At 61.4% G+C, this 26980-nt stretch carries 21 protein-coding genes and 1 pseudogene; 6 read left to right on the top strand and 16 right to left on the bottom strand.

Annotated elements, in window-relative coordinates:
• The first annotated feature begins 3 nt into the window (after positions 1 to 3).
• The 6 genes and pseudogenes from M0746_RS02140 to M0746_RS02115 all read left to right on the top strand — a co-directional run bounded on the left by M0746_RS02140 (position 4) and on the right by M0746_RS02115 (position 8649).
• The gene (locus M0746_RS02140) at positions 4 to 1164 is read left to right on the top strand and encodes an efflux RND transporter periplasmic adaptor subunit (RefSeq protein WP_258448064.1); all 1161 of its coding nucleotides are present in this window, start codon (positions 4 to 6) and stop codon (positions 1162 to 1164) included.
• Positions 1161 to 4262: a multidrug efflux RND transporter permease subunit gene (locus M0746_RS02135; protein ID WP_258448063.1), complete on the top strand. Its 3102-nt coding sequence runs from the start codon at positions 1161 to 1163 to the stop codon at positions 4260 to 4262. The genes M0746_RS02140 and M0746_RS02135 overlap by 4 nt, the downstream gene beginning before the upstream one ends.
• A 7-nt stretch (positions 4263 to 4269) precedes the next feature.
• The gene (locus M0746_RS02130) at positions 4270 to 4947 is read left to right on the top strand and encodes a heavy metal response regulator transcription factor (protein ID WP_208939838.1); all 678 of its coding nucleotides are present in this window, start codon (positions 4270 to 4272) and stop codon (positions 4945 to 4947) included.
• A pseudogene (locus tag M0746_RS02125) lies at positions 4937 to 6300 on the top strand (heavy metal sensor histidine kinase). Before M0746_RS02130 ends, M0746_RS02125 begins: the two are co-directional and overlap by 11 nt.
• Positions 6301 to 6596: 296 nt before the next feature.
• On the top strand, positions 6597 to 6818 hold the full coding sequence (locus M0746_RS02120; protein ID WP_208939836.1) for a hypothetical protein: 222 nt from the start codon (positions 6597 to 6599) through the stop codon (positions 6816 to 6818).
• A gap of 322 nt (positions 6819 to 7140) precedes the next feature.
• Positions 7141 to 8649, top strand: coding sequence for a sensor domain-containing diguanylate cyclase (locus M0746_RS02115; protein ID WP_258448062.1), 1509 nt, complete (start codon positions 7141 to 7143; stop codon positions 8647 to 8649).
• Between the two features lie 204 nt (positions 8650 to 8853).
• Here the strand turns inward: M0746_RS02115 and lpxC are convergent, their stop codons facing one another.
• The 16 genes from lpxC to mraZ all read right to left on the bottom strand — a co-directional run bounded on the left by lpxC (position 8854) and on the right by mraZ (position 26707).
• Positions 8854 to 9765, bottom strand: coding sequence for a UDP-3-O-acyl-N-acetylglucosamine deacetylase (gene lpxC / locus M0746_RS02110; protein WP_007916984.1), 912 nt, complete (start codon positions 9763 to 9765; stop codon positions 8854 to 8856).
• Between the two features lie 112 nt (positions 9766 to 9877).
• Entirely contained in the window at positions 9878 to 11074 is a 1197-nt protein-coding gene (gene ftsZ / locus M0746_RS02105; RefSeq protein WP_016986475.1) for a cell division protein FtsZ, read from the bottom strand.
• A 103-nt stretch (positions 11075 to 11177) separates the two neighbouring features.
• Positions 11178 to 12437: a cell division protein FtsA gene (gene ftsA / locus M0746_RS02100; RefSeq protein ID WP_208939834.1), complete on the bottom strand. Its 1260-nt coding sequence runs from the start codon at positions 12435 to 12437 to the stop codon at positions 11178 to 11180.
• A gap of 15 nt (positions 12438 to 12452) precedes the next feature.
• The gene (locus tag M0746_RS02095) at positions 12453 to 13319 is read right to left on the bottom strand and encodes a cell division protein FtsQ/DivIB (protein ID WP_073473459.1); all 867 of its coding nucleotides are present in this window, start codon (positions 13317 to 13319) and stop codon (positions 12453 to 12455) included.
• A 4-nt stretch (positions 13320 to 13323) separates the two neighbouring features.
• A complete protein-coding gene (locus tag M0746_RS02090) occupies positions 13324 to 14298 on the bottom strand; it encodes a D-alanine--D-alanine ligase (RefSeq protein WP_258448061.1) in 975 nt (324 codons plus the stop codon).
• Positions 14295 to 15755 carry a UDP-N-acetylmuramate--L-alanine ligase gene (gene murC, locus M0746_RS02085; protein WP_090286114.1) on the bottom strand — a complete coding sequence of 487 codons (1461 nt, stop codon included), beginning with the start codon at positions 15753 to 15755 and terminating at the stop codon, positions 14295 to 14297. The genes M0746_RS02090 and murC overlap by 4 nt, the downstream gene beginning before the upstream one ends.
• Positions 15748 to 16818: an undecaprenyldiphospho-muramoylpentapeptide beta-N-acetylglucosaminyltransferase gene (gene murG, locus M0746_RS02080; protein WP_258448060.1), complete on the bottom strand. Its 1071-nt coding sequence runs from the start codon at positions 16816 to 16818 to the stop codon at positions 15748 to 15750. The genes murC and murG overlap by 8 nt, the downstream gene beginning before the upstream one ends.
• The gene (gene ftsW, locus M0746_RS02075) at positions 16808 to 18025 is read right to left on the bottom strand and encodes a putative lipid II flippase FtsW (protein WP_394506811.1); all 1218 of its coding nucleotides are present in this window, start codon (positions 18023 to 18025) and stop codon (positions 16808 to 16810) included. Before ftsW ends, murG begins: the two co-directional genes overlap by 11 nt.
• Positions 18022 to 19368 carry a UDP-N-acetylmuramoyl-L-alanine--D-glutamate ligase gene (gene murD / locus M0746_RS02070; RefSeq protein WP_258448059.1) on the bottom strand — a complete coding sequence of 449 codons (1347 nt, stop codon included), beginning with the start codon at positions 19366 to 19368 and terminating at the stop codon, positions 18022 to 18024. Before murD ends, ftsW begins: the two co-directional genes overlap by 4 nt.
• Before the next feature lie 5 nt (positions 19369 to 19373).
• Positions 19374 to 20456, bottom strand: a complete 1083-nt coding sequence (gene mraY, locus M0746_RS02065) for a phospho-N-acetylmuramoyl-pentapeptide-transferase (RefSeq protein ID WP_090286123.1) — start codon at positions 20454 to 20456, stop codon at positions 19374 to 19376.
• Complete coding sequence (locus M0746_RS02060) at positions 20456 to 21823, bottom strand: UDP-N-acetylmuramoyl-tripeptide--D-alanyl-D-alanine ligase (RefSeq protein ID WP_258448058.1); 1368 nt, start codon at positions 21821 to 21823, stop codon at positions 20456 to 20458. Before M0746_RS02060 ends, mraY begins: the two co-directional genes overlap by 1 nt.
• Positions 21816 to 23279, bottom strand: coding sequence for a UDP-N-acetylmuramoyl-L-alanyl-D-glutamate--2,6-diaminopimelate ligase (locus M0746_RS02055; protein ID WP_208939828.1), 1464 nt, complete (start codon positions 23277 to 23279; stop codon positions 21816 to 21818). Before M0746_RS02055 ends, M0746_RS02060 begins: the two co-directional genes overlap by 8 nt.
• Complete coding sequence (locus M0746_RS02050) at positions 23279 to 25018, bottom strand: peptidoglycan D,D-transpeptidase FtsI family protein (RefSeq protein WP_203422138.1); 1740 nt, start codon at positions 25016 to 25018, stop codon at positions 23279 to 23281. The genes M0746_RS02055 and M0746_RS02050 overlap by 1 nt, the downstream gene beginning before the upstream one ends.
• Positions 25018 to 25311, bottom strand: a complete 294-nt coding sequence (ftsL, locus tag M0746_RS02045; protein ID WP_016773269.1) for a cell division protein FtsL — start codon at positions 25309 to 25311, stop codon at positions 25018 to 25020. Before ftsL ends, M0746_RS02050 begins: the two co-directional genes overlap by 1 nt.
• Positions 25308 to 26255, bottom strand: a complete 948-nt coding sequence (rsmH, locus tag M0746_RS02040) for a 16S rRNA (cytosine(1402)-N(4))-methyltransferase RsmH (RefSeq protein ID WP_414872576.1) — start codon at positions 26253 to 26255, stop codon at positions 25308 to 25310. Before rsmH ends, ftsL begins: the two co-directional genes overlap by 4 nt.
• On the bottom strand, positions 26252 to 26707 hold the full coding sequence (gene mraZ, locus M0746_RS02035; protein ID WP_007917012.1) for a division/cell wall cluster transcriptional repressor MraZ: 456 nt from the start codon (positions 26705 to 26707) through the stop codon (positions 26252 to 26254). Before mraZ ends, rsmH begins: the two co-directional genes overlap by 4 nt.
• Positions 26708 to 26980: the final 273 nt, after the last annotated feature.

The following is a 26980-nucleotide window of genomic DNA, read 5'->3' as shown; positions in this document are numbered from 1 at the left end:
CGCATGCGAATCGAAAAAAACAAAGCCCTGCTCGCCACCCTTCTGATCCTGCTGGCAGCCACAGGCCTCTGGTTTGCACTCAAACCGACCCCGACCAAACTGGCGACCCCCACCGCGATCCCGGTGCGGGTGGTAACGGTCAGCGCCAAAGACGTCCCCCGCTACACCAGCGGCATCGGCTCGGTCCTCTCCCTGCACAGCGTGGTGGTGCGCCCACAAATCGACGGCATCCTCACCAAAATCCTCGTCAAAGAGGGCCAACGGGTCAAAACGGGCGACCTGCTGGCGACCATTGACGACCGCTCGATCCGCGCCAGCCTCGATCAGGCCCGCGCGCAATTGGGCGAAAGCCAGGCGCAACTGCAAGTCGCGCTGCTCAACCTCAAACGCTACAAACTGCTCAGCGTCGACGACGGCGTTTCAAAACAGACCTACGACCAGCAGCAAGCACTGGTCAATCAGCTCAAGGCCACCGCCCAAGGCAATCAGGCCTCAATCGACGCAGCACAGGTGCAACTGTCCTACACGCAGATTCGCTCGCCAGTCACCGGCCGCGTCGGCATTCGTACGGTCGATGAAGGCAACTTCCTGCGCATGACCGACACCGCCGGCCTGTTTACCGTGACCCAGATCGACCCGATCGCCGTCGAGTTTTCCCTGCCCCAGCAAATGCTGCCAACCCTGCAAAGCCTGATCAACCATCCGCAGCGCGCGCCGGTCAAGGCCTACATCGGCGCTGACACCGATGGCGAAACCGCCAATCTGCTCGGCGAAGGTCATCTGACCCTGATCGACAACCAGATCAACGCCAACACCGGCACCATTCGCGCCAAGGCCGAATTCGCCAACGCCAGCCAGAAGCTCTGGCCCGGCCTGCTGGTCACGGTAAAAATTCAGACGGCGCTGGACAAGGATGCGCTGGTGGTTCCGCCCACGGTCGTACAGCGCGGCCTCGATCAACACTTCGTTTACCGGGTCAACGGCGACAAGGTTGAAGCCGTGCAGGTGCAGATGGTTTATCAGGGCAGCGGTCAGGACATCATCAAGGGCGTAAACGCCGGCGATGTGCTGGTCACGGATGGCCAGTCGCGACTCAAGCCCGGTTCGACCGTGCAAGTCATGAGCGAACCGCCGCAAGTGGTGCAAGCGGAGCCGGGCCGATGAAAACGCACAAAGGCGTTTCGACCTGGTGCATCGATCACCCGGTCGCGACCATTCTGTTGACCATCGCGCTGGTGCTGGTGGGCGTGATTGCTTTCCCGCGCTTGCCGATTGCACCGCTGCCGGAAGCCGAATTCCCGACCATCCAGGTGTCGGCGCAGTTGCCCGGCGCCAGCCCTGACACCATGGCGTCATCGGTGGCCACGCCGCTGGAGGTGCAATTCAGCGCCATCCCCGGCATGACCCAGATGACCTCGAGCAGTGCGCTGGGCTCGTCCCTGCTGACCTTGCAGTTCACCCTCGACAAAAGCATCGACACTGCCGCCCAGGAAGTACAAGCGGCGATCAACACCGCCGCGGGCAAGTTGCCCAAGGACATGCCGACGCTACCAACGTGGAAGAAGGTCAACCCGGCCGACAGCCCGGTGCTGATCCTCAGCGTCAGCTCGACGCAGATGCCCGGCACCGAACTCAGCGATCTGGTGGAAACCCTGTTGGCGCGTCAGATCAGTCAGATCGACGGCGTAGGCCAGATCAACATCACCGGTCAGCAACGTCCGGCGATTCGCGTGCAGGCCTCGGCGGATAAGCTGGCGGCAATCGGCCTGACCCTCGCCGACATTCGGCTGGCGATCCAGCAGACCAGCCTCAACCTCGCCAAGGGTGCGCTGTACGGCGAGTCGAGCATTTCCACGCTGTCGACCAACGATCAGTTGTTCCACCCCGAGGACTACAGCCAGCTCATCGTTTCCTACAAGGACGGCGCCCCGGTGCACCTGCGCGATGTCGCCAAAGTCGTCAACGGTGCCGAAGATGCCTACGTGCAGGCCTGGGCCGGTGATCGTCCGGGCGTGAACCTGGTGATCTCGCGCCAGCCCGGCGCCAACATCGTAGAAACCGTCGACCGCATCCAGGCCGCCCTGCCCGGCCTCGAAGCCATGCTGCCGGCTTCGGTGCAGGTGAAAACCCTGATCGACCGCACCCAGACCATCCGCGCCTCGCTGCATGAGGTCGAGATCACCTTGTTGATCGCGATCCTGCTGGTGGTCGCGGTGATGGCGTTGTTCCTGCGCCAATTGTCGGCAACGCTGATCGTCTCGGCGGTGCTCGGCGTGTCGCTGGTGGCCAGTTTCGCCTTGATGTATGTCCTCGGGTTCAGCCTGAACAACCTGACACTCGTGGCGATCGTCGTCGCGGTGGGTTTCGTGGTTGACGATGCGATTGTGGTGGTGGAAAACATTCACCGGCATCTGGAGGCCGGTGATGACATGCGCGAAGCGGCGATCAAAGGCGCGGGCGAGATCGGTTTCACCGTGGTGTCGATCAGCTTCTCACTGGTGGCGGCGTTCATTCCGCTGCTGTTCATGGGCGGTGTGGTCGGGCGGTTGTTCAAGGAATTCGCCCTGACCGCGACCTCGACCATCATGATTTCCGTGGTGGTGTCGCTGACGCTGGCGCCGACCCTCGCCGCGCTGTTCATGCGCAAACCGACGCACCACGCCCACGACAAACCGGGCTTCAGCGAACGCTTGCTCGGCTGGTATGAACGCGGCCTGCGCCGCGCCCTCGCCCATCAGAAGTTGATGATCGGCGTGTTCGGTCTGTCGCTGGCGCTGGCGATCGGCGGTTACATCTTTATCCCGAAAGGTTTCTTTCCGGTACAGGACACCGGTTTCGTTCTCGGCACCACCGAAGCGGCGGCGGATATCTCCTACGGCGACATGGTGAAAAAACACCTGGCGATGGCCGAAATCGTCGCCGCCGACCCGGCGGTGCAGGCGTTTTCCCATTCGGTAGGAGTCTCCGGCAGCAACCAGACCATCGCCAACGGGCGCTTCTGGATTGCCCTGAAAAAACGCGGCGATCGCGACGTCAGCGCCAGCCAGTTCATCGACCGCATCCGCCCGCAATTGATGAAAGTCCCCGGCATCGTCCTGTATCTGCGCGCCGGTCAGGACATCAACCTCAGCTCCGGCCCGAGCCGTGCGCAGTACCAATACGTACTCAAGAGCAACGACGGCGCGACCCTCGCGACGTGGACGCAACGCCTGACCGAAAAACTGCGCAGCAACGCGGCGTTCCGCGACATTTCCAATGACCTGCAACTGGGCGGCAGCATCACCCACATCAGCATCGACCGCAGCGCCGCCGCGCGTTTCGGCCTGACCGCCAGCGATGTCGATGAAGCGCTGTACGACGCGTTCGGCCAACGGCAGATCAATGAATTCCAGACTCAGGTCAACCAGTACAACGTGATCCTCGAACTGGATACCAAGCAGCGCGGCAAGGCCGAAAGCCTGAATTATTTCTACCTGCGATCACCGCTGAGTGGCGAGATGGTGCCGCTGTCGGCGCTGGCGCGCTTCGATGCGCCGACCATCGGCCCGTTGTCGATTGCTCACGACGGCATGTTTCCGGCGGCCAACCTGTCGTTCAACCTCGCCCCCGGTGTGGCGCTGGGTGATGCGGTGATTCTGCTCAATCAGGCCAAGGCAGAGATCGGCATGCCGACCGCGATCAGCGGCAATTTCCAGGGCGCGGCGCAGGCGTTCCAGAGTTCGCTGGCCAGTCAGCCGTGGCTGATTCTCGCGGCGCTGGTGGCGGTGTACATCATTCTTGGCGTGCTTTATGAGAGTTTCGTGCATCCGCTGACGATCATTTCGACATTGCCGGCGGCGGGTCTCGGCGCGGTGATCATGCTGTGGATCTGCGGGCAGGACTTTTCGATCATGGCGTTGATCGGGCTGGTGTTGCTGATCGGCATCGTCAAGAAAAACGGCATCCTGATGATCGACTTCGCGCTCGAAGCGCAGCGTCATCGGGGCCTGTCGCCGCAGGAGGCGATTTTCGAGGCGTGCATCACGCGGTTCCGGCCGATCATCATGACCACCCTCGCCGCCCTGCTCGGTGCCCTGCCGCTGATGCTCGGTTACGGCACCGGCGCCGAATTGCGCCAGCCGTTGGGGATCGCCGTGGTCGGCGGTTTGCTGGTCAGCCAGATGCTGACGCTGTTCACCACGCCGGTCATATACTTATGGCTCGAGCGGCTGTTCCACCGGCCCCGTCCTGTGCCGGCAACGGCATTGGCGACCACAGACTGAGGCGGTCATGCGCGTTCTGATTATCGAAGACGAGGAAAAAACCGCGGACTATCTGCACCGCGGCCTCACTGAACAAGGCTATACCGTGGACGTCGCCCGCGACGGCGTCGAAGGCCTGCATCTGGCGCTGGAAAGCGATTACGCGGTGATCGTCCTCGACGTCATGCTGCCGGCGCTCGATGGCTTCGGCGTGCTGCGTGCCCTGCGTGCGCGCAAGCAGACCCCGGTGATCATGCTCACCGCCCGCGAGCGCGTCGAGGACCGCATCAAGGGCCTGCGCGACGGCGCCGACGATTACCTCGGCAAACCGTTTTCCTTCCTCGAACTGGTCGCGCGCCTGCAAGCGCTGACCCGCCGCAGTGGCGGCCACGAACCGGTGCAAGTGAGCATTGCCGATCTGTGGATCGATCTGATCAGCCGCAAAGCCACCCGCGCCGGCACCCGGCTGGACCTGACCGCCAAGGAATTCTCGCTGCTCAGCGTGCTCGCCCGCCGCCAAGGGGAAATCCTCTCGAAAACCGCGATTGCCGAGATGGTCTGGGACATCAATTTCGACAGTGACGCCAATGTCGTCGAAGTCGCGATCAAACGCCTGCGCGCCAAACTCGACGGTCCGTTCGATGAAAAACTGCTGCACACCATTCGTGGCATGGGGTATGTGCTGGAGAGCCGTGGTGCCCAGTAACTCGATTGCCCTGCGCCTCAGCGCAATGTTCACGCTGGTGGCGCTGCTGGTGTTTGTGTTGATTGGCGGCGCGCTCTATCAACAAGTCGACAAGGGCCTGGGTCTGCTTCCCGAGGCCGAACTCGACGCGCGTTACAGCGTGCTCGAATCCACCGTCGGCCGTTACGGCACGCCGGAGCACTGGGTGAAAATCAACAACAAGCTCAAGCTGCTCGGCGAGGAAGACAAACGCATCAGCTTCTGGATTACCAGCGGCAACCCGCAATACGAATACGGCAACCTCACGCCACAGATCCGCGCGGTCGCCAACGGCCCGCTGGGCATGCGCGACCTGCAATTGCCGGATCAGCCCGCGCCGCTGAAAGTGCTGGTCAGCCAGTTCCCGGCCAAGGACCAGCGCCCGCCGCTGCGCTTCATGATCGGCATCAACACCGAGACCTTTCACCAGACCCAACATCAGTTGCTGATTGCCTTGGTCAGTCTGGCGATCGTCGGCGTGCTGCTGGCGTCAGCGCTGGGCTATTGGGTGGCGCGAATTGGCCTCCAACCGTTGATCAAACTGTCCCAGGAAGCCCAGCGTCTGGCGCCGCCGTTGAGGGCCGGGCGCTTGCGGTTGTCGCCACTGCCGCCGGAGCTTGCGCAGTTTGTAGAGTCGTTCAACTCGACCCTGGAGCGTGTCGAACTGGCCTATTCGCGCCTGGAATCATTCAACGCCGACGTCGCCCATGAGCTGCGTTCACCGCTGACCAACCTGATCGGCCAGACGCAAGTGGCGCTGACTCGCGGGCGTTCGGCCGAACACTATTTCGAAGTGCTGCAATCGAACCTGGAAGAGCTCGAGCGACTGCGCTCGATCATCAATGACATGTTGTTTCTGGCCAGCGCCGACCAAGGCAACAAAGCCACCCGACTGACTTCGACCTCGCTGGCCGATGAAGTGGCAACGACACTGGACTATCTGGATTTCATTCTCGAAGACGCGCAGGTGCAAGTGCGGGTCAGCGGCGATGCGCAGGTGCAGATCGAAGTCGCGCATTTGCGCCGGGCGTTGATCAATCTGCTCAGCAACGCCGTGCAGCACACCGAGCCGGGTGAGGTGATCGAGGTGTGTATCGAGGCCGAGGAGCATCAGGTGAGCATTGGGGTGGCGAATCCCGGGTCGCCGATTGCCAGTGAACATTTGCCACGCTTGTTCGAGCGTTTTTATCGGGTCGATGCGTCGCGTCGTAACAGTGGCAATAACCATGGGTTGGGACTGGCGATCGTCAAGGCGATTGCGTTGATGCACGGCGGGGATGTGTTTGTGCGCAGTGATCGGGGGTGAATACCTTTGGAATGTATTTACCGACCTGAAAAGCCCCTCACCTAGCCCTCTCCCAAAGGGAGAGGGAACTGACAGTGGTGTCCTACCGATCATTCCCACGCTCTGCGTGGGAATGCAGCCCGGACGCTCCGCGTCCCTTTTCAAGCCGAACGCAGAACGTCCGTGAATACATTCCCACACGGAGCATGGGAACGATCAGTTACACGCGATTGATCTTTGCTTTTGCTGTAACAGTCATTTATGAAAATCACGCTGTTTCCCAACGCCCGGCAACCTTATCTTTGCCCGCACCAAACAGCACTCGCCAAGCGAGAAGGTTTTCAAGATGTCCAACAGTATGGGTATTGCCAGCGCGTTCGTTCTGTCCTCATTGTTCCTGTCGCCGATGGCCATGGCTGAAGAATCGCAAGCGTTCGTGGCGCACAATATCGCCCGCGCGCAAGCATTCGATCAGCATCAGGCCGAAGTGATGGCCAAGACACAAGACGCCTCGCAAGCCCCGCAAGCCGCGACCTCCCAGTCTCCAGTCGGCGAAACCGACAGCTGATTGGCGCACCGCGCCACCGTTTCCCTCGACGCGGTTGTTTGGCTCTTCCCGTTCAACCGTCGTCATTGCAGGCCGCTGATTTTCAGCGGCCTTTTTCGTTTTGGTCTGAGCACGATGCACTTGCTCTGTAACGACTGGAACACACCATCTCAAGACATCCGGCGTGTCATTTGCCTTGGCGAATGACCTCGCAAGCGCGCCCTACCCGTCCGTTTCACCGTGCTGTTCATTGCAGCTGGCGCAATTATCGCAGCCGCCCGCGCTCTCCCCTGTGGTGTGTGTTTAACTAAGCTAAGTAGACCATCCCAACCGACATCTCATCATGATCGTAAGCCGTACCCCGTCCACCACGGGCAAGTCCAAACGCTCCGAGCGGCTGCTGATCTGCGGCAGTCTGCTCAGCGTGATCGCGATTGTATGCATCGTCACCTTTCTGCTCATCCGCGAGCATGCCAGCGCTCAGGAGTCCGCTACCCGCAGCGCCACGACCATTGCGCAACTGATCGACGCCGATGTATTGCGCACGGTCGAGCTGTACGACCTGACGCTGCAAGGCCTGATCGCCGCCGCGCAACGGGATGACCTGCAAAACGTCTCGCCACAAATACGTCATTTGGCGCTGTTCGACCGCTCGACCACGGCGCGCTACAAGGGCGATATCCTGCTGCTCGACAAGCTTGGCAATGTCGTCGCGGACTCTTCGCGGGTCGAGCCGAAGCCGGGCAATTTTGCCGACCGTGATTATTTTCTCGCCCACGCCTTCAACCGCGATATCGGCATGTTCATCAGCCGACCGTTCCAGACACGCTGCGACTGCGATGAAGCCAATCAGTGGCGGATCAGTTTCAGCCGCCGGATCTCCACGCAAACCGGCGAGTTCGCCGGGGTGGCCGTGGCGTCGCTGAAGCTCGATTACTTCGATCAGTTGTTCAACAGCCTAGACATCGGCACAGACAGCACCCTGAACATCATCAACAGTGACGGCGTACTGCTCGCGCAGAAGCCGTATCTGCAAAGTGACTCGGTCGGCAAGAGCTTCGGCAACCGTCCCAATGTGGTGAAAATCCTCAGCGACAAGGACGGCAAAGGCAGTTTCACCAGCACCTCGAGCATGGATCAGCAACAACGTCTCTATACCTATTCGCGAGTCGGCAATCTGCCGCTGACGGTGATGGTCGCGCTGTCCAGCGACGAAGTGTTCGGCACCTGGCGGCGCACCGCGCTGCTGATCAGCGGTGCCACCGGCGTGTTGTGCGTGGGCTTGCTCTGGCTGACCTGGCTGCTCGCTCGCGAGTTGCGCTTGCGCCAGCGTGCCGAACGCGAACTGGCGCAACTGGCGGCCACCGACGATCTGACCGGCGTGGCCAACCGACGCATGCTCGATCAGACCTTGCGCCATGAATGGTTTCGCGCCCAACGCTCAGGCCAGCCGTTGTCAGTGATGATGATCGATGCCGACCACTTCAAGGCCTTCAATGACCGGCATGGGCATCAGGCTGGGGATCAGGCGCTGAAAACCCTGGCGCGGGTGATTGGCGAAAACGTGCGACGCCCGGCGGATCTGGTGGCGCGCTATGGCGGTGAGGAGTTTTCAGTGATTCTCGCCGAGACCGACAGCCAGGGCGCGCAGCGCATTGCCGAGCATATTCGCCAGGCAGTCGAGCAACTGCCGCGGGTGGACGAGGCTGAACGGGCGATGACGGTGAGTATCGGCATTGCCACCTGGACGACAGACAGCGAGATGACGCTGGAGCAGTTGCTGTTTGCGGCGGACAAGGCGTTGTATCAGGCCAAGGAAGGGGGCCGTAATCGGGTGGTGGTATCAACCTGAAGCCTTGCGGCGGTGGTGATGGCCCCATCGCTGGCAAGCCAGCTCCCACAAGGATTTGAGGTGTGCTGCAAATTTTTGTCTCACCCGTAAACCTGTGGGAGCTGGCTTGCCAGCGATGAGGCCAGTGCAGGCAACACAAAAACCACAGGCATAAAAAAAGGCCATCCGAGGATGGCCTTCAAAAAAACTAGAGAGGTTTTTTACTTACACCGCCGCAACCGGGCGCATGTAAGAGATCGGTGCGGTGCTGGCGTCTTCGAACGTCACCACTTCCCAAGCGTCTGTCTGCTCAATCAACTTGCGCAGCAGCTGGTTGTTCAGTGCATGACCGGACTTGAAGCCTTTGAACTCACCAATCAGGCTGTTGCCCAGCAGGTACAGGTCGCCAATTGCATCGAGGATCTTGTGTTTGACGAACTCGTCTTCATAACGAAGACCGTCTTCGTTCAACACGCCATCGGCGTCGACCACGATTGCGTTCTCAACGCTGCCGCCGAGTGCGAGGTTGTGCTTGCGCAGGTACTCGATGTCACTCATGAAACCAAAGGTACGTGCGCGGCTGACTTCTTTTACGAACGAAGTGCTGGAAAAGTCCACGCTTGCACTCTGGGTGCGGTCCCGGAAAACCGGGTGATCGAAATCGATCTCGAAGCTCACCTTGAATCCTTCGAAAGGCACGAAAGTGGCGCGCTTGTCGCCGTCTTCCACTGTCACTTCACGCAGGATGCGGATGAATTTCTTGGCGGCGTCCTGTTCTTCCAGGCCTGCCGATTGAATCAGGAATACGAAGGGTCCAGCGCTGCCATCCATGATCGGGACTTCGGACGCGGAGAGCTCGACGTAGGCGTTATCGATGCCCAGGCCAGCCATGGCCGAGAGCAAGTGCTCTACCGTGTCCACTTTGACGTCGCCATTGATCAGCGTCGTCGACATAGTGGTTTCACCGACGTTTTCCGCGCGGGCAGGAATCTGCACCACAGGGTCGAGGTCAGCGCGACAAAACACAATGCCAGTGTCGACAGGCGCAGGCTTGAGGGTCAGGTAGACCTTCTCACCGGAGTGCAGGCCTACACCTGTGGCACGGATAATATTTTTCAGTGTGCGTTGTTTAATCATGGCTTGGGCCGCTTCAGCGCAAATTGCGAACTGGTATCAACAAAGGCTGGCGATGATAGCAGACCATGCCTTTGCTGAACACCAATCACCTTCATAGGCCTGATACATTCCATCAATCGGCCTGACGACGCAGGAATGCCGGGATGTCCAGGTAGTCCAGGTCATCTTGCGGATTCATCTTCGCGGCAGCCGCAGCACCGGCCTGAGCCTGGTTGCGCATGACGGTCGGACGGTCCAGATCACGGTAGTTCACCGCTGGCGCTTCCTGACGGGCCGGAGCCGGTTGTTGCACCTGCGCCGACGCCATGGAGGTGTGAACGGTGTTGTCGATGACCTTCACAGGCTTCTCGATTTTCGCGCCCAGACCGGTAGCGACTACGGTGACGTGCAGCTCGTCGCGCATGTCCGGATCGATAACGGTACCGACCTTGACCATCGCATGCTCGGAAGCGAAGGCTTCGATGATCGAACCGACGTCGGAGTACTCACCCAGCGACAGGTCAGGACCTGCGGTGATGTTCACCAGGATGCCGCGTGCGCCTTGCAGGTTGACGTCTTCGAGCAGCGGGTTGCGGATGGCCGCTTCAGTCGCTTCACGCGCACGGTTCGGACCGCTGGCGCAGCCAGTGCCCATCATCGCCATGCCCATTTCGCTCATCACGGTACGCACGTCGGCGAAGTCGACGTTGATCATGCCCGGACGCTTGATGATGTCGGAGATACCGCGAACGGCACCGGCCAGTACATCGTCGGCCTTGGCGAAAGCCGACAAGAGGCTTGCGTCTTTACCGAGGATGGTCAGCAGCTTCTCGTTAGGAATGGTGATCAACGAGTCGACGCTTTCCGAGAGCATGCGGATGCCTTCGTCGGCGATCTGCATACGCTTGCGGCCTTCGAACGGGAACGGACGGGTCACGACCGCAACGGTCAGGATGCCCATTTCCTTGGCCACTTCGGCGATGATCGGGGCTGCACCGGTACCGGTACCGCCGCCCATGCCCGTGGTGATGAACACCATGTTGGTGCCCTGCAGCACTTCGGCAATGCGCTCGCGGTCTTCCAGCGCGGCCTGACGACCCACTTCAGGGTTGGCGCCCGCGCCCAGACCTTTGGTCACGCCGGTGCCCAGTTGCAGGATGGTCCGCGCGCCGATGTTTTTCAGCGCCTGAGCATCGGTGTTGGCGCAGATGAATTCAACGCCTTCGATGTTGCTCTTGACCATGTGATTGACAGCGTTGCCGCCGCCACCGCCGACACCGATAACCTTGATTACCGGGCTTGCGGGGATGTTGTCTACGAGTTCGAACATTTTCCCTCTCCTTACATTCTCTAGTTTTTTCGCCTACTGCTGTTTGTTGCGGTGTATCTACTGCAGTTGCTTGCCGCTTGAAGCTTGTCGCTTCAAGCTGCTTTTAAAAGTTGCCCTGAACCCACTTCTTCAAGCGGTCCAGCAACGGTGCCTGCGGCTCGTCGTTGCTGTAGCTGTCGCGGCTGCCGATGCCGGAGAACGAAACCCCGTCGGACTGCTTTTGCAGGCCGTACATCAACAAGCCGACGCCAGTGGAATAGATCGGGTTGCGCACCACGTCATCCAGGCCCTTGACGCCATGCGGTACACCGAGGCGTACCGGCATGTGGAAGATTTCCTCGGCCAGTTCGGTGGCGCCTTCCATCTTCGAGGTGCCGCCGGTCAGCACGATGCCGGCCGGGATCAAGTCTTCGTAGCCGCTGCGACGCAGCTCGGCCTGAATCAGCGTGAACAGTTCGTCGTAACGCGGCTCGACCACTTCGGCCAGGGCCTGACGCGACAGTTCGCGCGGAGGACGGTCGCCGACGCTCGGCACCTTGATGGTTTCGCCGGCACCGGCCAGTTTGGCCAGGGCGCAGGCGTAACGGATCTTGATCTCTTCGGCGTACTGGGTCGGGGTGCGCAACGCCATGGCGATGTCGTTGGTTACCTGATCACCGGCAATCGGGATCACTGCGGTATGGCGGATCGCGCCTTCGGTGAAGATCGCGATGTCGGTGGTGCCGCCGCCGATGTCGACCAGGCACACGCCCAGCTCTTTCTCGTCGTCGGTCAGTACCGAGTAGGCCGAGGCCAGTTGCTCGAGAATGATGTCGTCGATTTCCAGACCGCAGCGACGCACGCATTTTTCAATGTTCTGCGCGGCGTTGACGGCACAGGTGACCACGTGAACCTTGGCTTCCAGACGTACGCCGGACATGCCCAGTGGCTCGCGCACGCCTTCCTGGTTATCGATCACGTAATCCTGCGGCAAGGTGTGCAGCACGCGCTGGTCAGCCGGGATCGCCACCGCCTGAGCGGCATCCAGTACACGCTCAAGGTCCGCCGAGCTGACTTCACGATCACGGATCGCAACGATGCCGTGGGAGTTCAGGCTGCGGATGTGATTGCCGGCCACGCCGACGAACGCCGAGTGAATGCGGCAGCCGGCCATCAGCTGGGCTTCTTCGATCGCGCGCTGAATCGACTGCACGGTGGACTCGATGTTGACCACCACGCCCTTCTTCAGGCCACGGGACGGATGGGTACCGATCCCGACGATTTCCAGCGAGCCGTCGTCGGAAACCTCGCCGACCAGCGCCACCACCTTGGAGGTGCCGATATCGAGACCGACGATCATTTTGCCGCTTTGCACGTTTGCCATGGGTCCTGCCTCTTCTTAATTCTTTGCGACAGCGGGTTGGGCTGTCGTCGGCGCTACGGGTTCCCGCCAGCCAACAGCGAGGCCGTTGGCGTAGCGCAGATCGATGCGCGCAATGTTCGTAATCTGCTCTTTCAGCGTCTTGTCATAGATGGCGATGAAGCGGCGCATCTTTTCCACCAGGTTGCCGCGTCCCAGCAGCAACTCGATGCCGGGGCCGGAACTGCCGGCACCGGTGGTCAGGAACCAGCTGCCGCGCTCACGCAATTCCAGGCGTGCAATCGAGAAACCCAGCGGCCGCAGCATCTGGCTCAACACCTGGTATTGCTGCATCACTTGCTGCTGCGCCCGTTGTGGGCCGAACAGCTGTGGCAGGTGTTCGTAGTTCGCCAGTTCCTTGGGCGTGAACGCCTGGCCCTGGTTGTTCAGTAACGACTCGTCGCCCCAACGCGCGACCGGCAGTTGCTCTTCAAGGCGGATCACCACTTGATCGGGCCACACGCGACGCACTTCGGCGTGGGCGATCCATGGCATCTGTTCAAGCTCGGTGCGCATCCCGGCCAGGTCGATGGTGAAGAAGCTCGACGCCACGAATGGCGCGATGCGCTGCTGCACCGCCTGCTGGCTGATGTAGCTCAGGTCGCCCTGCACCGCGATCTTGCTGATCGGCCGGTCGGCGTACGGCAACAGACGCTGCGCGCCTTCGTATGTACCGAAGCCCAGCGCCACCAGCAGCACTGGCCAGAACAGGCTTTTCAGAAAGCCGAAATTGGCTTTCGGCAGGCGCGCGGACATCGGCTCTTTCGCCACCATTCGGCTGGCGCCACGCGGCACCGGCTTGCGGCCGGGTGCGGGTGGCTGATGTCGCAGATGAGCGCCTTGCATGGTCTTAACCTCGCGCCTCTTCAGTGCCGGCGTCTTCAACGCTGGCCGCCAGAATGGCCAGTACCAGTTGCTGGAAATCCAGACCGGCAGCCCGCGCCGCCATCGGCACCAGGCTGTGATCGGTCATGCCCGGTGCGGTATTGACTTCGAGGAACCAGAACTGCCCGTCGGCGTCCTGCATCACGTCGGCCCGGCCCCAACCGGCGATACCCAGCGCCTCACAGGCCTTGGCCGTGAGATCCATGAGTTCCTGTTCCTTGGCGGCATCCAGTCCGCACGGAATGCGGTACTGGGTATCGTTGGCGATGTATTTGGCGTCGTAGTCGTAGAACGAGTGCGGTGTACCCAGGGCGATAGGAGGCAACACCTGGTCACGCAGAGTGGCGATGGTGAACTCCGGACCTTGAATCCATTGCTCGACCAACACTTGTGAATCGTAGGTACTGGCCGCTTTCCATGCGTCGATCAACTCGGACGCAGAACTCACTTTGGCCATCCCGATACTTGAACCTTCATGCGCCGGTTTGACGATCAAAGGGAAGCCCAGTTCCGTCGCTGCCGAAATACAATCGGCTTCGCTGCACAGCACGGCGTGACGCGGCGTCGGAATCCCGAGGCTGTGCCAGACCTGCTTGGTGCGCAGTTTGTCCATCGCCAGTGCCGAGGCCAGAATGCCACTGCCGGTGTACGGAATGCCCGCGCACTCGAGCAGGCCTTGCATGCTGCCGTCTTCGCCGCCACGACCGTGAAGAATGATGAACGCACGGTCGATCTTTTCGCTGAGCAGACGCTGCAGGAAGTCTGCGCCGACATCGATGCCGAACGCGTCCACGCCGGCGCTCTGCAGCGCTTCGAGCACGGCGTTACCGGATTTCAACGAAACCTCACGCTCAGCACTCAGGCCGCCGAAGAGCACGGCGACGCGGCCGAAGTCTTTCGGCGCGATGGTGGAAAACAGCTTGGCGTAGGCAGCAGTCATTTCAACTTCCCCTCGACCGACGCCGCCACGGCGCCAGCGAACAATTCACTTTTCAACAGCTTCGGCGCGAGCCCGCCGATATCACCGGCGCCCTGGCACAGCAGGATGTCACCGGCACGCAGCAGCGGCTTGACCAGCGGCGCCAGATCAACGCCACGCTCGATGTAGATCGGGTCGAGCTGGCCGCGCTGACGGATGCTGTTGCACAGCTTGCGGCTGTCGGCACCGGGGATCGGCTCTTCGCCGGCCGGATAGACTTCCATCAACAGCAGCACGTTGGCGTCGGCCAGTACATTGACGAAGTCGTCGTACAGGTCGCGGGTGCGGCTGTAACGGTGTGGCTGGTAGACCATCACCAGACGGCGCTCCGGCCAGCCACCGCGCACGGCTTTGATCACTGCGGCGACTTCAGTCGGGTGATGGCCGTAGTCATCGACCAGCATCACGTTGCCGCCGTCCACCGGCAGTTCGCCGTAGACCTGGAAGCGCCGACCCACGCCCTGGAAACCCGAGAGGCCCTGAACGATGGCTTCATCGCTGACGCCCTCGTCGGTGGCGATGCAAATGGTCGCCAGCGAGTTGAGCACGTTGTGGTTGCCGGGCATGTTCACCGACACTTCCAGCGGCTCGCGATCCGGGCGCAGCACGGTGAAGAAAGTCTGCATGCCCTGCTGGCGCACATTGATTGCGCGCACGTCGGCGTCTTCGCTGAAGCCGTAGGTCACGGTCGGACGCTTGACCAGCGGCAGGATTTCACGCACCACCGGATCGTCCAGGCACATCACCGCCAGCCCGTAGAACGGCAGGTTGTGCAGGAACTCGACGAAGGTTTTCTTCAGTTTGTTGAAGTCGCCGTCGTAGGTCGCCATGTGGTCGGCGTCGATGTTGGTGACCACGGCCACCAGCGGTTGCAGATGCAGAAAGCTCGCATCGCTCTCATCGGCTTCGGCGATCAGGTAACGGCTGGTGCCGAGCTGGGCATTGGTGCCCGCCGCATTCAACCGGCCACCGATCACGAAGGTCGGATCGAGGCCACCGGCAGCAAACACCGAAGCGATCAGGCTGGTCGTCGTGGTTTTACCGTGGGTACCGGCGACCGCGATGCCGTGGCGATAGCGCATCAGCTCGGCGAGCATTTCCGCACGCGGCACCACCGGGATACGACGCTCAAGCGCAGTCGCGACTTCCGGGTTGGACGTGTTCACCGCGCTCGACACCACCAGCACATCGGCAGCGGCGGCGTTCTCGGCACGGTGGCCGATGAAGATCTGCGCGCCAAACGATTCCAGGCGCTCGGTGACCGGCGAGGCTTTCAGGTCGGAACCGGAGACTTGATAGCCCAGGTTCAACAGCACTTCGGCGATACCGCACATGCCCACGCCGCCGATACCGACGAAGTGGATGCGGCGGATGCGGCGCATTTCCGGTTGTGGCATGGCTTTCTGATTCTCAACCATGGGCCACCTCCAGACAGGTATCGACCACGCTACGGGTGGCATCGGGTTTGGCCAGACGGCGGGCCGCTTGGGCCATTGCTTCGAGTCGTTGCGGTTGCATCAAGACCTCTGTCAGGCGCGCGGCAAGGTCCGCGGCGCCAGTCGTTCTTTGCGGCATCAGGAAGGCAGCGCCTTCGCGGGCCAAATAATCGGCGTTGCGGGTCTGGTGATCGTCGATCGCGTGGGGCAAAGGCACCAGCATCGAGGGCAGACCGGCGGCAGCCAGCTCACTGATGGTCAACGCGCCTGCGCGGCACACCACCAGGTCAGCCCAGCCATAGGCTTGAGCCATGTCTTTGATGAACGGCTGCACTTGCGCTTCCACACCCACGGCGTGGTAACGCTCGGCAGTCACTGCATCGTGATTCTTGCCGGCCTGATGAAACACTTCCGGGCGCAGGTCCGCAGCGACTTGGGCCAGGGCTTCAGGCAGCAATTTGTTCAACGGTTCTGCGCCCAGGCTTCCGCCGAGGATCAGCAAACGCGCTTTGCGCCCGGCCAGAGCAGGACGCGAGGTATCGAGGAACAGCTCGCTGCGCACCGGATTGCCGGTGGTACGGCGGTTGTCCGACAGAGTAAAGGTGTCGGGGAACGCTTCACACACTCGGGCGGCGAACGGCACCAGCAACCGATTGGCGGTGCCGGCGACGGCGTTCTGCTCGTGAACGATCACCGGCACGCCGGCCAGTTTCGCGGCGAGGCCACCGGGGCCGGTCACATAACCACCGAAGCCAACCACACACACCGGCTTCAGACGACGCATGATCGCCCGCGCCTGCCACACCGATTTCAGCAACATGAACGGGGCCTTGAGCAACGACAGCTTGCCCTTGCCGCGCAAGCCGCTCGCGTTGATCCGATGCAGCTCCAGACCGGCCGCCGGGACCAGTTCGTTTTCGATGCCGCGTGGCGTGCCGAGCCAGTGCACGGTGTAGCCGCGCGCTTGAAACTCGCGGGCACAGGCCAGCGCCGGGAACACGTGGCCGCCGGTACCGCCGGCCATGATCAGTACGTTAGCGCCCATGAGTCGGCTCCTCGGCGAAGTCGCTTTCATGGAATTCCATCTCTTCGCTGCCCAGGTGGGTTCGACTCTCCCACTCGATGCGCAGCAACAAGCCCAGACAGGCGCAGCAGATCACCAGCGAACTGCCGCCGTAACTGAGGAACGGCAGGGTCAGACCCTTGGTTGGCAGCAGGCCGACGTTCACGCCGATGTTGATCAGGAACTGACCGATCCACAGGAACGACAAGCCATACGCCATGTAAGCCGCGAAGAACTGCTTGGACTTTTCGGCCCACAAGCCGATGTACATGCCGCGAATACACACGAACACGAACAGCGCCACGGTGCACAGCGAACCGACCGCGCCGAGTTCTTCGGCCAGGACCGAGAACACGAAGTCGGTGTGCGCTTCCGGCAGGTAGAACTGCTTCTGCACGCTGTTGCCCAGGCCGACGCCCAGCCATTCGCCGCGACCGAAGGCGATCAACGCTTGCGACAGTTGATAACCGGCGCCGAACTGGTCGGCCCACGGGTCGGCGAAGTTGGTCAGACGCGCCATCCGGTAAGGCTGCATCTGGATCAGCAAGACCACGGCGCCGACCGCCAGCACCACCATCAGCGAGAAGCGGAACAGCCCGACCCCGCCCAAAAACAGCATCGCCGCCGCTGCACCCATCATTACCACGGTGGCGCCGAAGTCCGGCTCCATCAGCAGCAGACCGGCCATTGGCAGCAGCACGATGAACGGCTTGAAGAAGCCCATCCAGCTCTCGCGCACTTCTTTCTGGCGACGCACCAGATAACCGGCGAGGTAAATCACCACAAACACCTTGGCGATTTCCGAGGGCTGCACGTTGAAGAAGCTGAAACCGATCCAGCGCATCGACCCGTTCACTTCGCGGCCGATGCCGGGGATGATCACCATCACCAGCAGGCCGAACGCACCGATCAGCATCATCCAGCCGAGGCGCTGCCAGGTGGCGATCGGGATCATCATGGTGACGATGCACGCGCCCAGGCCCAGCACCACATAGATAAGGTGGCGAATCATGTAATACAGCGGGCTGCCCGACTGCGCCGCCGCCACTTCGGTGGACGCAGAGGCAATCATGATCAAACCGAGACCGAGCAGCGCCAGACACCCGGCGAGCATCGGGAAATCGAGGTCGATGCCACGCCCGGTGATCAACGGCGACGGGTACGGTTTGATGATGTTTCTCAGGTTCATGCCAGTTCCTCCACAGCGCGGACGAACTGGTGACCACGGTCTTCATAATTCTTGAACATGTCGAAACTGGCGCAGGCCGGCGACAGCAGCACTACATCGCCCGGTTGCGCGGCGGCGCGGCATTGCGCGACGGCATCGACCAGCGAGGTCGCGCGAATCAGAGGCACGGCATCGCCGATCGCTTCGCCGATCTTGTCCGCGTCGCGCCCCATCAGGACCACGGCGCGGCAGTTGGCCGCCACCGGCTCACGCAGGTCATTGAACTCGGCACCCTTGCCATCGCCGCCAGCGATCAGGATGACCTTGCCGTCGATGTCCGCACCGAGGCCTTCGATGGCGGCCAGAGCGGCGCCTACGTTGGTGGCTTTGGAATCGTTGTAGTAGGCGACGCCATCGAGATCACGCACCCACTGGCAGCGATGTTCGAGGCCGGTGAAGTTGCGCAGGGCCGACAGCATGGCGTCGAACGGCAGGCCAACCGCATGCCCCAGCGCCAGCGCCGCAAGAGCGTTGGACTGGTTATGCGCGCCGCGTACTTTCAACTCACGCACTGGCATCAGGTTCTGGAATTCGAACGCCAGGTATTTCTCGCCGCCCTCTTCACGCACACCGAACGCTTTGAAATCCGGTTTGTTCAGGCCGAAGGTCCAGCACGGCTGGCCCTCGCCGATCAACGGACGGCTCAGCGCATCCTGACGATTGACCACAAACTGCTTCGCGCCCCGGAAGATCCGGTGCTTGGCCAGGTGATAAGCCGGCAGACCGCTGTAGCGATCCATGTGGTCTTCGCTGATGTTCAGCACGGTGGCGACTTCAGCATTGAGCTGGTCGGTGGTTTCCAGCTGAAAGCTCGACAGCTCCATCACGTACAGCTCGACGTCGTCGCTGAGCAGATCCAGCGCCGGGGTGCCGAGGTTGCCACCAACGGCGACGCGTTTGCCGGCCGCGGCGGCCATCTCGCCAACCAGCGTGGTGACGGTGCTTTTCGCGTTGGAACCGGTGATCGCAACGATCGGCGCCCGCGCGTTACGCGCGAACAACTCGATGTCGCCGGCCATTTTCACGCCACGCGCCGCAGCGGCTTGCAGGGCCGGAGTCGCCAGCGCCAGGCCGGGGCTCACGTAGAGCTCGTCGGCACGGCAGAGGAATTCGACGTCCAGCTCGCCACAACGCACTTCCACGTGCGGATAGTCACGCTTGAGCGTGGCCAGTTCCGGTGGATTGTCCCGCGTGTCGGCCACGGCAAACGCCACGCCCCGGTTCGCCAGGAAGCGAACCAGGGACATGCCGCTCTTGCCGAGGCCGACAACGATGCGGAAGTGGTCAGAAGCGATCAGAGACACTCGTTCTACCTCAGCTTCAGGGTGGCAAGGCCAACCAGCACGAGAATCACGGTGATGATCCAGAAACGGACGATCACGCGCGGCTCGGGCCAGCCCTTGAGTTCAAAATGGTGATGGATCGGTGCCATGCGGAACACACGGCGACCGGTAAGCTTAAAGGACGCAACCTGAATGACCACTGACAGGGTTTCCATCACGAACACGCCGCCCATGATGAACAGGACGATTTCCTGACGGACGATCACCGCAATGGTGCCCAGTGCCGCGCCAAGTGCCAGGGCGCCAACATCGCCCATGAACACTTGTGCCGGATAGGTGTTGAACCACAGGAAGCCGAGGCCGGCGCCGATCAGCGCGCCGCAGAACACGATCAGCTCGCCCGCGCCCGGTACGTAAGGAATCAGCAGGTATTCAGCGAATTTCACGTTACCCGACAGGTAGCAGAAAATCCCCAGACCGCCGCCAACCATCACCGTCGGCATGATCGCCAGACCGTCGAGGCCGTCAGTCAGGTTGACCGCGTTGCTCGAACCGACGATCACGAAGTAGGTCAGCACGATGAAACCGGCGCCCAGCGGAATGCTGTAGTCCTTGAGCATCGGCAGGATCAGCGTGGTTTCCACCGGGGTGGATGCGGTCATATAAAGGAAGATCGCTGCACCGAGGCCGAACACCGATTGCCAGAAATATTTCCAGCGGCTCGGCAGGCCACGCGAGTTCTTCTCGATGACTTTGCGGTAATCGTCGACCCAGCCGATGGCGCCGAACAGCAGCGTGACCAGCAACACCACCCAGACGTAACGGTTGCTGAGGTCGGCCCAGAGCAAGGTGCTGACGCCGATCGACGACAGGATCAGCGCGCCGCCCATGGTCGGCGTACCGGATTTGGACAGGTGCGATTGCGGGCCATCATTACGCACGGACTGGCCGATCTGACGGTTCTGCAGGGTGCGGATCATCCACGGGCCATAGCACAGCGACAAGACCAGCGCGGTCAGCACACCGAGAATCCCGCGCAGGGTCAGGTACTGGAAGACCGCGAAGCCTTTGTAGAACTGTTGCAGATACTCCGCTAGCAGCAGCAGCATTAATGTTTCTCCAGACTGGACCCGCACAGAGCCGCAACGATGTTTTCCATCGCTGCACTGCGCGAACCCTTGATCAAAATGGTGGTGTTTGTGTCCTGCTCGGCGTCGAGGGCCTGGATCAGTTCGGCTTGCGTGCCGAAGTGATGCGCCTGTTCACCGAAAGCGTTCACGGCGTGGACCATGTTCGGCCCGACAGCGTATAGCGCGCAAACCTTGCCTCGGGCGTACTCGCCCACGTCGCGGTGCCCCTGCTCCGCCCACTCGCCCAACTCGCCGATATCTCCGAGCACCAGGACGGTGCGGCCGGAAAAGCCGGCGAGTATATCAATGGCGGCGCACATCGAGGTGGGGTTTGCGTTGTACGTGTCATCGATCACGCGCATGCCGTTTTTCGCCAGTTGCGCGACGGTGCGGCCCTTGACCGGTTGCACAGCGCCAAGGCCGGTGGCGATGCCGAACAGTGACACGCCAAGAGCGTGAGCGGCAGCAGCGGCGGCCATGGCATTGGCGACGTTATGGGTGCCAAGCAGGTTCAACTGCACACGCTCGCTACCTTCCGGTGTATGCAGATTGAAGGCTGGGCAACCGCGCGCATCGGTGCTCAAGTCGCTGGCGTAGAAATCCGCCTGAACGTTGCTCAGAGCGAAGGTCAATACTTTGCGAGCGCCTGCACGGGTCTGCCAGATGCCAAAGGCCTTGTCATCAAGGTTGAGCACGGCGATGCCATCGGCCGCGAGCCCGTCGATGATCTCGCCTTTGGCTTCGACGATTTTTTCCGGCCCGCCGAACTCGCCAACGTGGGCGGTACCGGCGTTATTGAGGATCGCGACGTGCGGCTTGGTCAGACCCACGGTGTAGGCGATTTCGCCGAGACGCGAGGCGCCCAGTTCGATCACTGCCGACGTATGTTCAGGCGCCAGTTCGAGCAAGGTCAGCGGCGCGCCGAGGTCATTGTTCAGATTGCCACGGGTGGCCAGCACCGGACCGCGGGTGCGCAGGATGCTCGCGAGCATTTCCTTGACCGTGGTCTTGCCACTGGAACCGGTCACGGCGGCTACCGGCTGGGTGAACGCGGCACGGTTCAACGCCCCCAACTGGCCGAGCGCCTGACGGCTGTCCTTGACCAGCAATTGCGGCAACGCACTGTCGGCGACTTCGCGCTCGACCAGTGCAGCAACGGCGCCTTTGCCAGCGACGTCGTTCAGATAATCATGACCGTCGAAACGCGGACCGGTCAGGGCAACAAACAATTGGCCCGGCTGGATCGCGCGGCTGTCGATGCTGACGCCATTAAAGCTGGCATCGCTGCCGATCAGGCGGGCGTCGAGGACGTTGGTCAGTTCGCTGAGTGTCAGGGCCTTAAGCATGGGCCACCTCCCACGCGGTCAGGGCATGATCAGCCTCGACCAGATCGGAAAAGGCATGGCGCACGCCGTTGATTTCCTGGTAATCCTCGTGACCTTTGCCCGCGAGAACAATCACGTCGTCAGCCGTCGCGCCGGCAATCAATTGCGCAATCGCCTGACCACGGCCGGCAACGAAGGTGACTTTATCCACAGCAGTGAAACCGGCGCGGATGTCATCGAAGATCACCGCCGGGTCTTCGGTGCGCGGGTTGTCATCGGTGACCAGAACCTGATCAGCCAGGCGCTCGACCACTTCGGCCATCAACGGACGCTTGCCGCGATCGCGATCACCGCCGCAGCCGAACAGGCACAGCAACTGACCTTTGACGTGCGGGCGCAGTGCGCTCAGAACTTTTTCCAGCGCGTCCGGAGTGTGGGCGTAATCGACCACCACCAGCGGCTGCGTGCCGCCGCCCAGACGCTGCATGCGCCCGGCCGGACCTTCGAGTTTCGGCAGCACTTTGAGAATTTCGTCGAGGGCGTAATCCAGACCGAGCAAGGCGCCGACCGCCGCCAATACATTGCTCAGGTTGAAACGCCCGAGCAGGGTGCTGCGCAGGTGATGTTCGCCCTGCGGCGTGACCAGCGTGGCGCGCACGCCGTGATCGTCGAACTGCGCTTCGCGGCAAAACAGGTACGCGCTGCTGTCGAGCAGACTGTAAGTGATCAGGCGCGATTCGCGTTTGTCAGCGGCCAGTTGCCGGCCGAAATCGTCGTCAAGATTGACCACGCGGCATTTCAGATCATTCCAGGCGAACAGCTTGGCCTTGGCCTCGGCGTACGCCTGCATGGTGCCGTGATAATCCAGATGATCGCGAGACAAGTTGGTCATCACTGCCACGTCAAACGCCAGCGCGGTCACGCGGCCCTGATCCAGACCGTGGGACGACACTTCCATGGCCACGGCTTTGGCGCCGGCCTTTTTCAGGTCGCCCAGGGTTGCCTGCACGGCGATCGGATTCGGCGTGGTATGCAGACCGCTTTCCAGTGCGCCATAGAAGCCAGAACCCAGGGTACCGACAATGCCGCAATGCTGGCCGAGCAGATCCAGCGCCTGCGCAACCAATTGGGTCACGCTGGTCTTGCCGTTGGTGCCGGTCACGCCGATCAGATTCAGGTGATGGCTCGGCTCGCCATAAAAGCGCCCGGCGATGTCCGAGAGCTGCGCTGCCAGACCTTTGACCGGAATCAGCGGCACATCGGTAATCGGCAGCACGGTGGCGCCTTCCACTTCATACGCCACGGCGGCCGCGCCGCGTTGCAGGGCATCGGCGATGTGCGCACGGCCGTCGAATTTGCCGCCGGGCACGGCGAGAAACAGATCGCCGGCGCGCACGTTACGGCTGTCCAGCGCCAATTCACGGATCAACAGATCGTGGCCGGCGTGGGGGAATATCTTGTTCAGACTCAGTGACATCAGCCGCGCCCTCCATTGGCTTTCAGCGGAATGACCGGGGTGGCGTTGGCCTGTTGCGTGGTCGGCAGGTTGTCCGGGGTCACATTCATCAGGCGCAGGGTGCCGGACATCACACGGCTGAACACTGGCGCCGAGACCAGACCACCGAAGTAACCGGCTTTGGTCGGCTCGTCGATCACGACGACGATGGCGTAACGCGGATCGCTCATTGGACCGAAACCGGCAAACAGCGAGCGGTACGAGTTTTCGGCGTAGCCCTTGGTGCCGACCGAAGTCTTACGCGCCGTACCCGACTTGCCGCCGACGTGATAAGCCGGCACCTGCGCACGGAACACGCCGCGCGGCGCTTCGATCACTTGCTGCAACATGCCCTGCATGGTTTTCGCCACGGCTTCGGGCAGCACTTGCGTGGTCTGCGGCATCTTGTCGGTTTTGATCAGGGTCAGCGGTGCGAGGCGGCCGTTGTTGGCCAACGCCGAGAACGCATGCACCAGCTGGATCGCGGTCACGGAAATGCCGTAGCCGTAAGACAAGGTTGCAGTTTCAGCCTTGCGCCACTCGCGGTAGTTCGGCAGATTGCCGACACGTTCGCCGGGGAAGCCCAGGCCGGTGTCCTGGCCGAGGCCGACTTTCTGCGCGAGGCGGAAGATCGTCTCGCCGCCAATATCGAAGGCGACTTTACTCATGCCCACGTTACTGGAATTGATCAGAATGCCGGTCAGGTCGAGCACCGGGCCTTCGCTCTTGGACACGTCTTTGATGGTGTATTTGCCGATCTGCAACGAGCCCGGATACACCTCGACGGTGTCGCTCGGTTTCCAGCGGCCGGTTTCGATCGCCGCGCTCATCGAGATGGCTTTCATCGTCGAACCCGGTTCGAACACGTCGATCATCGCGCGGTTGCGCATCATCGCCGGTTGCAGGTTGCGACGGTTGTTCGGGTTGTAAGTGGGCTGGTTGACCATGGCGAGAATCTCGCCGGTCTTCACGTCCATGATCACCAGACTGCCGGCCTTGGCGCCGTTCTCGATGATCGCGTTGCGCAGCTCGCGGTTGGCCAGGTATTGCAGACGCAGGTCAATCGACAACGCCAAGGGCTTGCCGGCCTTGGCGTTTTTGGTGACCTGGACATCCTTGATCAGCCGTCCGCGCCGATCCTTGATCACTTGTCGTTTGCCCGGCACGCCGGCCAGCCATTCGTCGTAAGCCAGCTCGACACCTTCGCGGCCGTGATCGTCGATATCGGTAAAGCCAACCATGTGCGCGGTGACTTCGCCGGCCGGATAGAAGCGGCGGAACTCTTCGATGCCGTAAACGCCCGGCACTTTCAGGTCGAGCACAGCCTGGCCTTGCTCGGGGGTCAAGCCGCGCACCAGGTAGATGAATTCTTTATTGGCCTGGGCTTCGAGGCGTTCGGCCAGGGCTTTCGGGTCCTGCCCCAGCGCAGCGGCGAGTGCCGGCCACTTCTCTTTCGCCGACTGCATTTCCTTGGCGTTCGCCCAGAGAGTAGTCACCGGGGTACTCACGGCCAGAGGTTCGCCATTACGGTCCGTGATCAGACCACGGTGCGCAGGAATCGGAATGTGCCGCAGACTGCGGGCGTCGCCCTGCCCTTTGAGGAAGTCACGGTCGACCACTTGCAGATCGATGATGCGCCAGCAAATCGCTGCAACCATCAGGCCGAGCAGCGCCACCATCAGGCGGAAGCGCCACGGGAACAGTGCGCCTTCGAGTTTCATCATGGCGCCACCATCTTCACGTCAGCCGCGCCGGGAATGTGCATCTTCAGTTGTTCGGTGGCCAGCACTTCGATGCGGCTGTGCGCGGTCCAGGTGCTCTGCTCGAGAATCAGCCGGCCCCACTCGGCCTGCGCCTTGTCGCGCACGCTGAGTTCGTTATAAAGAGTGTTGAGCAACTGACGGTTCCAGTGCGCGCTGTACGACACGGCGATGGCCGAAAAAAGCACGCCGATAAACAGCAGCAGCATCAGAAAGCTGCCGCCAGGCAATGGCTTGGCGAAAAGCTTGCTCACCGCAACTTCTCCGCGACACGCATGACCGCACTACGGGAACGTGGGTTGGCTTTGAGTTCGGCGTCGGAGGCCGTCTGCGCTTTGCCATGGATTTTGATTTTCGGTTCGAAGGCAACGTGGCGCACTGGCAGGTTACGCGGCAGATTGTCAGCTTCGCCCTTGACCAGTTTGCGCATGAACAGTTTGACGATGCGGTCTTCCAGCGAATGGAAGCTGATCACCACCAGACGACCGCCGACTTCCAGCGCCTCCAGAGCGGCATCGAGGCCGGCTTCCAGATCACCGAGTTCGTTGTTGACGTGAATGCGCAGCCCCTGGAACGCGCGGGTCGCCGGGTTCTTGCCCTTTTCCCACGCCGGGTTGGCGACTTTCAGCACTTCGGCCAGATCGGCGGTGCGCTCGAACGGCTTGATGTCGCGACGCTCGACCACGGCACGGGCCATGCGCCCGGAGAAGCGCTCTTCGCCGTATTCCTTGAACACCCGGGCGATTTCTTCAGCCGGCGCGGTGTTGACGAATTCCGCTGCGCTGATGCCACGGGACGGGTCCATGCGCATGTCCAGCGGGCCGTCGTTGAGGAAACTGAAACCGCGCTCGGCATCGTCCAGCTGCGGCGACGATACGCCGAGGTCGAGCAGAATGCCGCTGACCTTGCCGGTCAGGCCCTGCTCGGCAACCACCGAACCGAGCTCGGCAAAGCTGCGCTGCACAACGACAAAGCGGCCGTCTTCGGCCGCTAGCGTTTGCCCGGTGGCAATCGCTTGAGGGTCCTTGTCGAATCCGATGAGCCGACCGTCCGTGCCGAGCTGGCTCAGGATCAACCGGCTGTGCCCGCCGCGCCCGAACGTGCCGTCCAGATAGCAGCCATCAGGACGTACGGCGAGAGCCTCGACGGCTTCGTCAAGCAGTACGGTGATGTGGTTAAAGCCGCTATCAATAGTCACAGGATCAAATCACGCAGTTCATCAGGCATCGCGCCCGGTTGTTGAATAGCAGCAAGGTCAGCGGCAGACACCGCGTTCCATGCATCCTCGTCCCACAATTGGAACTTGTTCAGTTGGCCCACCAGCATTGCGCGCTTATCGAGCTTGGCGTACTCGCGCAGACGCGGTGGAACCAGAAAACGACCACTGCCGTCGAGTTCGAGGTCGACGGCATTACCAATCAGCAAACGTTGCAGGCGACGGTTCTCTTCGCGAAGCGAAGGCAGTGCGCGCAACTTGGTTTCAATGATTTCCCACTCGTCGAGCGGGTAGACACACAAACATGGATCTACGGCATCAATGGTCACGATCAATTGGCCAGAACTGCGCGAATCGAGCTCGTCACGGTACCGGCTCGGCATGGCGAGACGGCCCTTTGCATCGAGACTGATAGCGTTAGCTCCGCGAAACACGTCTGCGTTTCTCCAATTTTTATCGTTTTGAGCTCAAAAAACCCACTTCATGCCACTTTCCGCCACTTGCGCACACTATAGGAATGCGCCCACCACACCGTCAAGGCGCGGATTAAAGGAAAACCCTTACAGAACGGAGATTTAGCAGCTTAAAAGGAGGCACAACGAGAATCTGACGGCGACTTTTGACCCATAACCTGATGCAGCACTGAAAGCTGCGCTCGAAAGTTAAAGTAGTTTGTTAAGAGTAAGATTTTTTCGGTATTACAAATG

It is taken from the genome of Pseudomonas sp. S11P7 (genome assembly GCF_023195435.1).
GTDB classification, from domain to species: domain Bacteria; phylum Pseudomonadota; class Gammaproteobacteria; order Pseudomonadales; family Pseudomonadaceae; genus Aquipseudomonas; species Aquipseudomonas fluorescens_G.
This window is presented reverse-complemented; position numbering and strand designations above follow the sequence as displayed.

What these genes read in the sequence shown, in the direction of transcription:
- M0746_RS02140 (WP_258448064.1), top strand. Translation starts at nt 4, where the DNA reads ATGCGAATCGAAAAAAACAAAGCCCTGCTCGCCACCCTTCTGATCCTG.
- M0746_RS02135 (WP_258448063.1), top strand. Translation starts at nt 1,161, where the DNA reads ATGAAAACGCACAAAGGCGTTTCGACCTGGTGCATCGATCACCCGGTC.
- M0746_RS02130 (WP_208939838.1), top strand. Translation starts at nt 4,270, where the DNA reads ATGCGCGTTCTGATTATCGAAGACGAGGAAAAAACCGCGGACTATCTG.
- M0746_RS02120 (WP_208939836.1), top strand. Translation starts at nt 6,597, where the DNA reads ATGTCCAACAGTATGGGTATTGCCAGCGCGTTCGTTCTGTCCTCATTG.
- M0746_RS02115 (WP_258448062.1), top strand. Translation starts at nt 7,141, where the DNA reads ATGATCGTAAGCCGTACCCCGTCCACCACGGGCAAGTCCAAACGCTCC.
- lpxC (WP_007916984.1), bottom strand. Translation starts at nt 9,765, where the DNA reads ATGATTAAACAACGCACACTGAAAAATATTATCCGTGCCACAGGTGTA.
- ftsZ (WP_016986475.1), bottom strand. Translation starts at nt 11,074, where the DNA reads ATGTTCGAACTCGTAGACAACATCCCCGCAAGCCCGGTAATCAAGGTT.
- ftsA (WP_208939834.1), bottom strand. Translation starts at nt 12,437, where the DNA reads ATGGCAAACGTGCAAAGCGGCAAAATGATCGTCGGTCTCGATATCGGC.
- M0746_RS02095 (WP_073473459.1), bottom strand. Translation starts at nt 13,319, where the DNA reads ATGCAAGGCGCTCATCTGCGACATCAGCCACCCGCACCCGGCCGCAAG.
- M0746_RS02090 (WP_258448061.1), bottom strand. Translation starts at nt 14,298, where the DNA reads ATGACTGCTGCCTACGCCAAGCTGTTTTCCACCATCGCGCCGAAAGAC.
- murC (WP_090286114.1), bottom strand. Translation starts at nt 15,755, where the DNA reads ATGGTTGAGAATCAGAAAGCCATGCCACAACCGGAAATGCGCCGCATC.
- murG (WP_258448060.1), bottom strand. Translation starts at nt 16,818, where the DNA reads ATGGGCGCTAACGTACTGATCATGGCCGGCGGTACCGGCGGCCACGTG.
- ftsW (WP_394506811.1), bottom strand. Translation starts at nt 18,025, where the DNA reads ATGAACCTGAGAAACATCATCAAACCGTACCCGTCGCCGTTGATCACC.
- mraY (WP_090286123.1), bottom strand. Translation starts at nt 20,456, where the DNA reads ATGCTGCTGCTGCTAGCGGAGTATCTGCAACAGTTCTACAAAGGCTTC.
- M0746_RS02060 (WP_258448058.1), bottom strand. Translation starts at nt 21,823, where the DNA reads ATGCTTAAGGCCCTGACACTCAGCGAACTGACCAACGTCCTCGACGCC.
- M0746_RS02055 (WP_208939828.1), bottom strand. Translation starts at nt 23,279, where the DNA reads ATGTCACTGAGTCTGAACAAGATATTCCCCCACGCCGGCCACGATCTG.
- M0746_RS02050 (WP_203422138.1), bottom strand. Translation starts at nt 25,018, where the DNA reads ATGAAACTCGAAGGCGCACTGTTCCCGTGGCGCTTCCGCCTGATGGTG.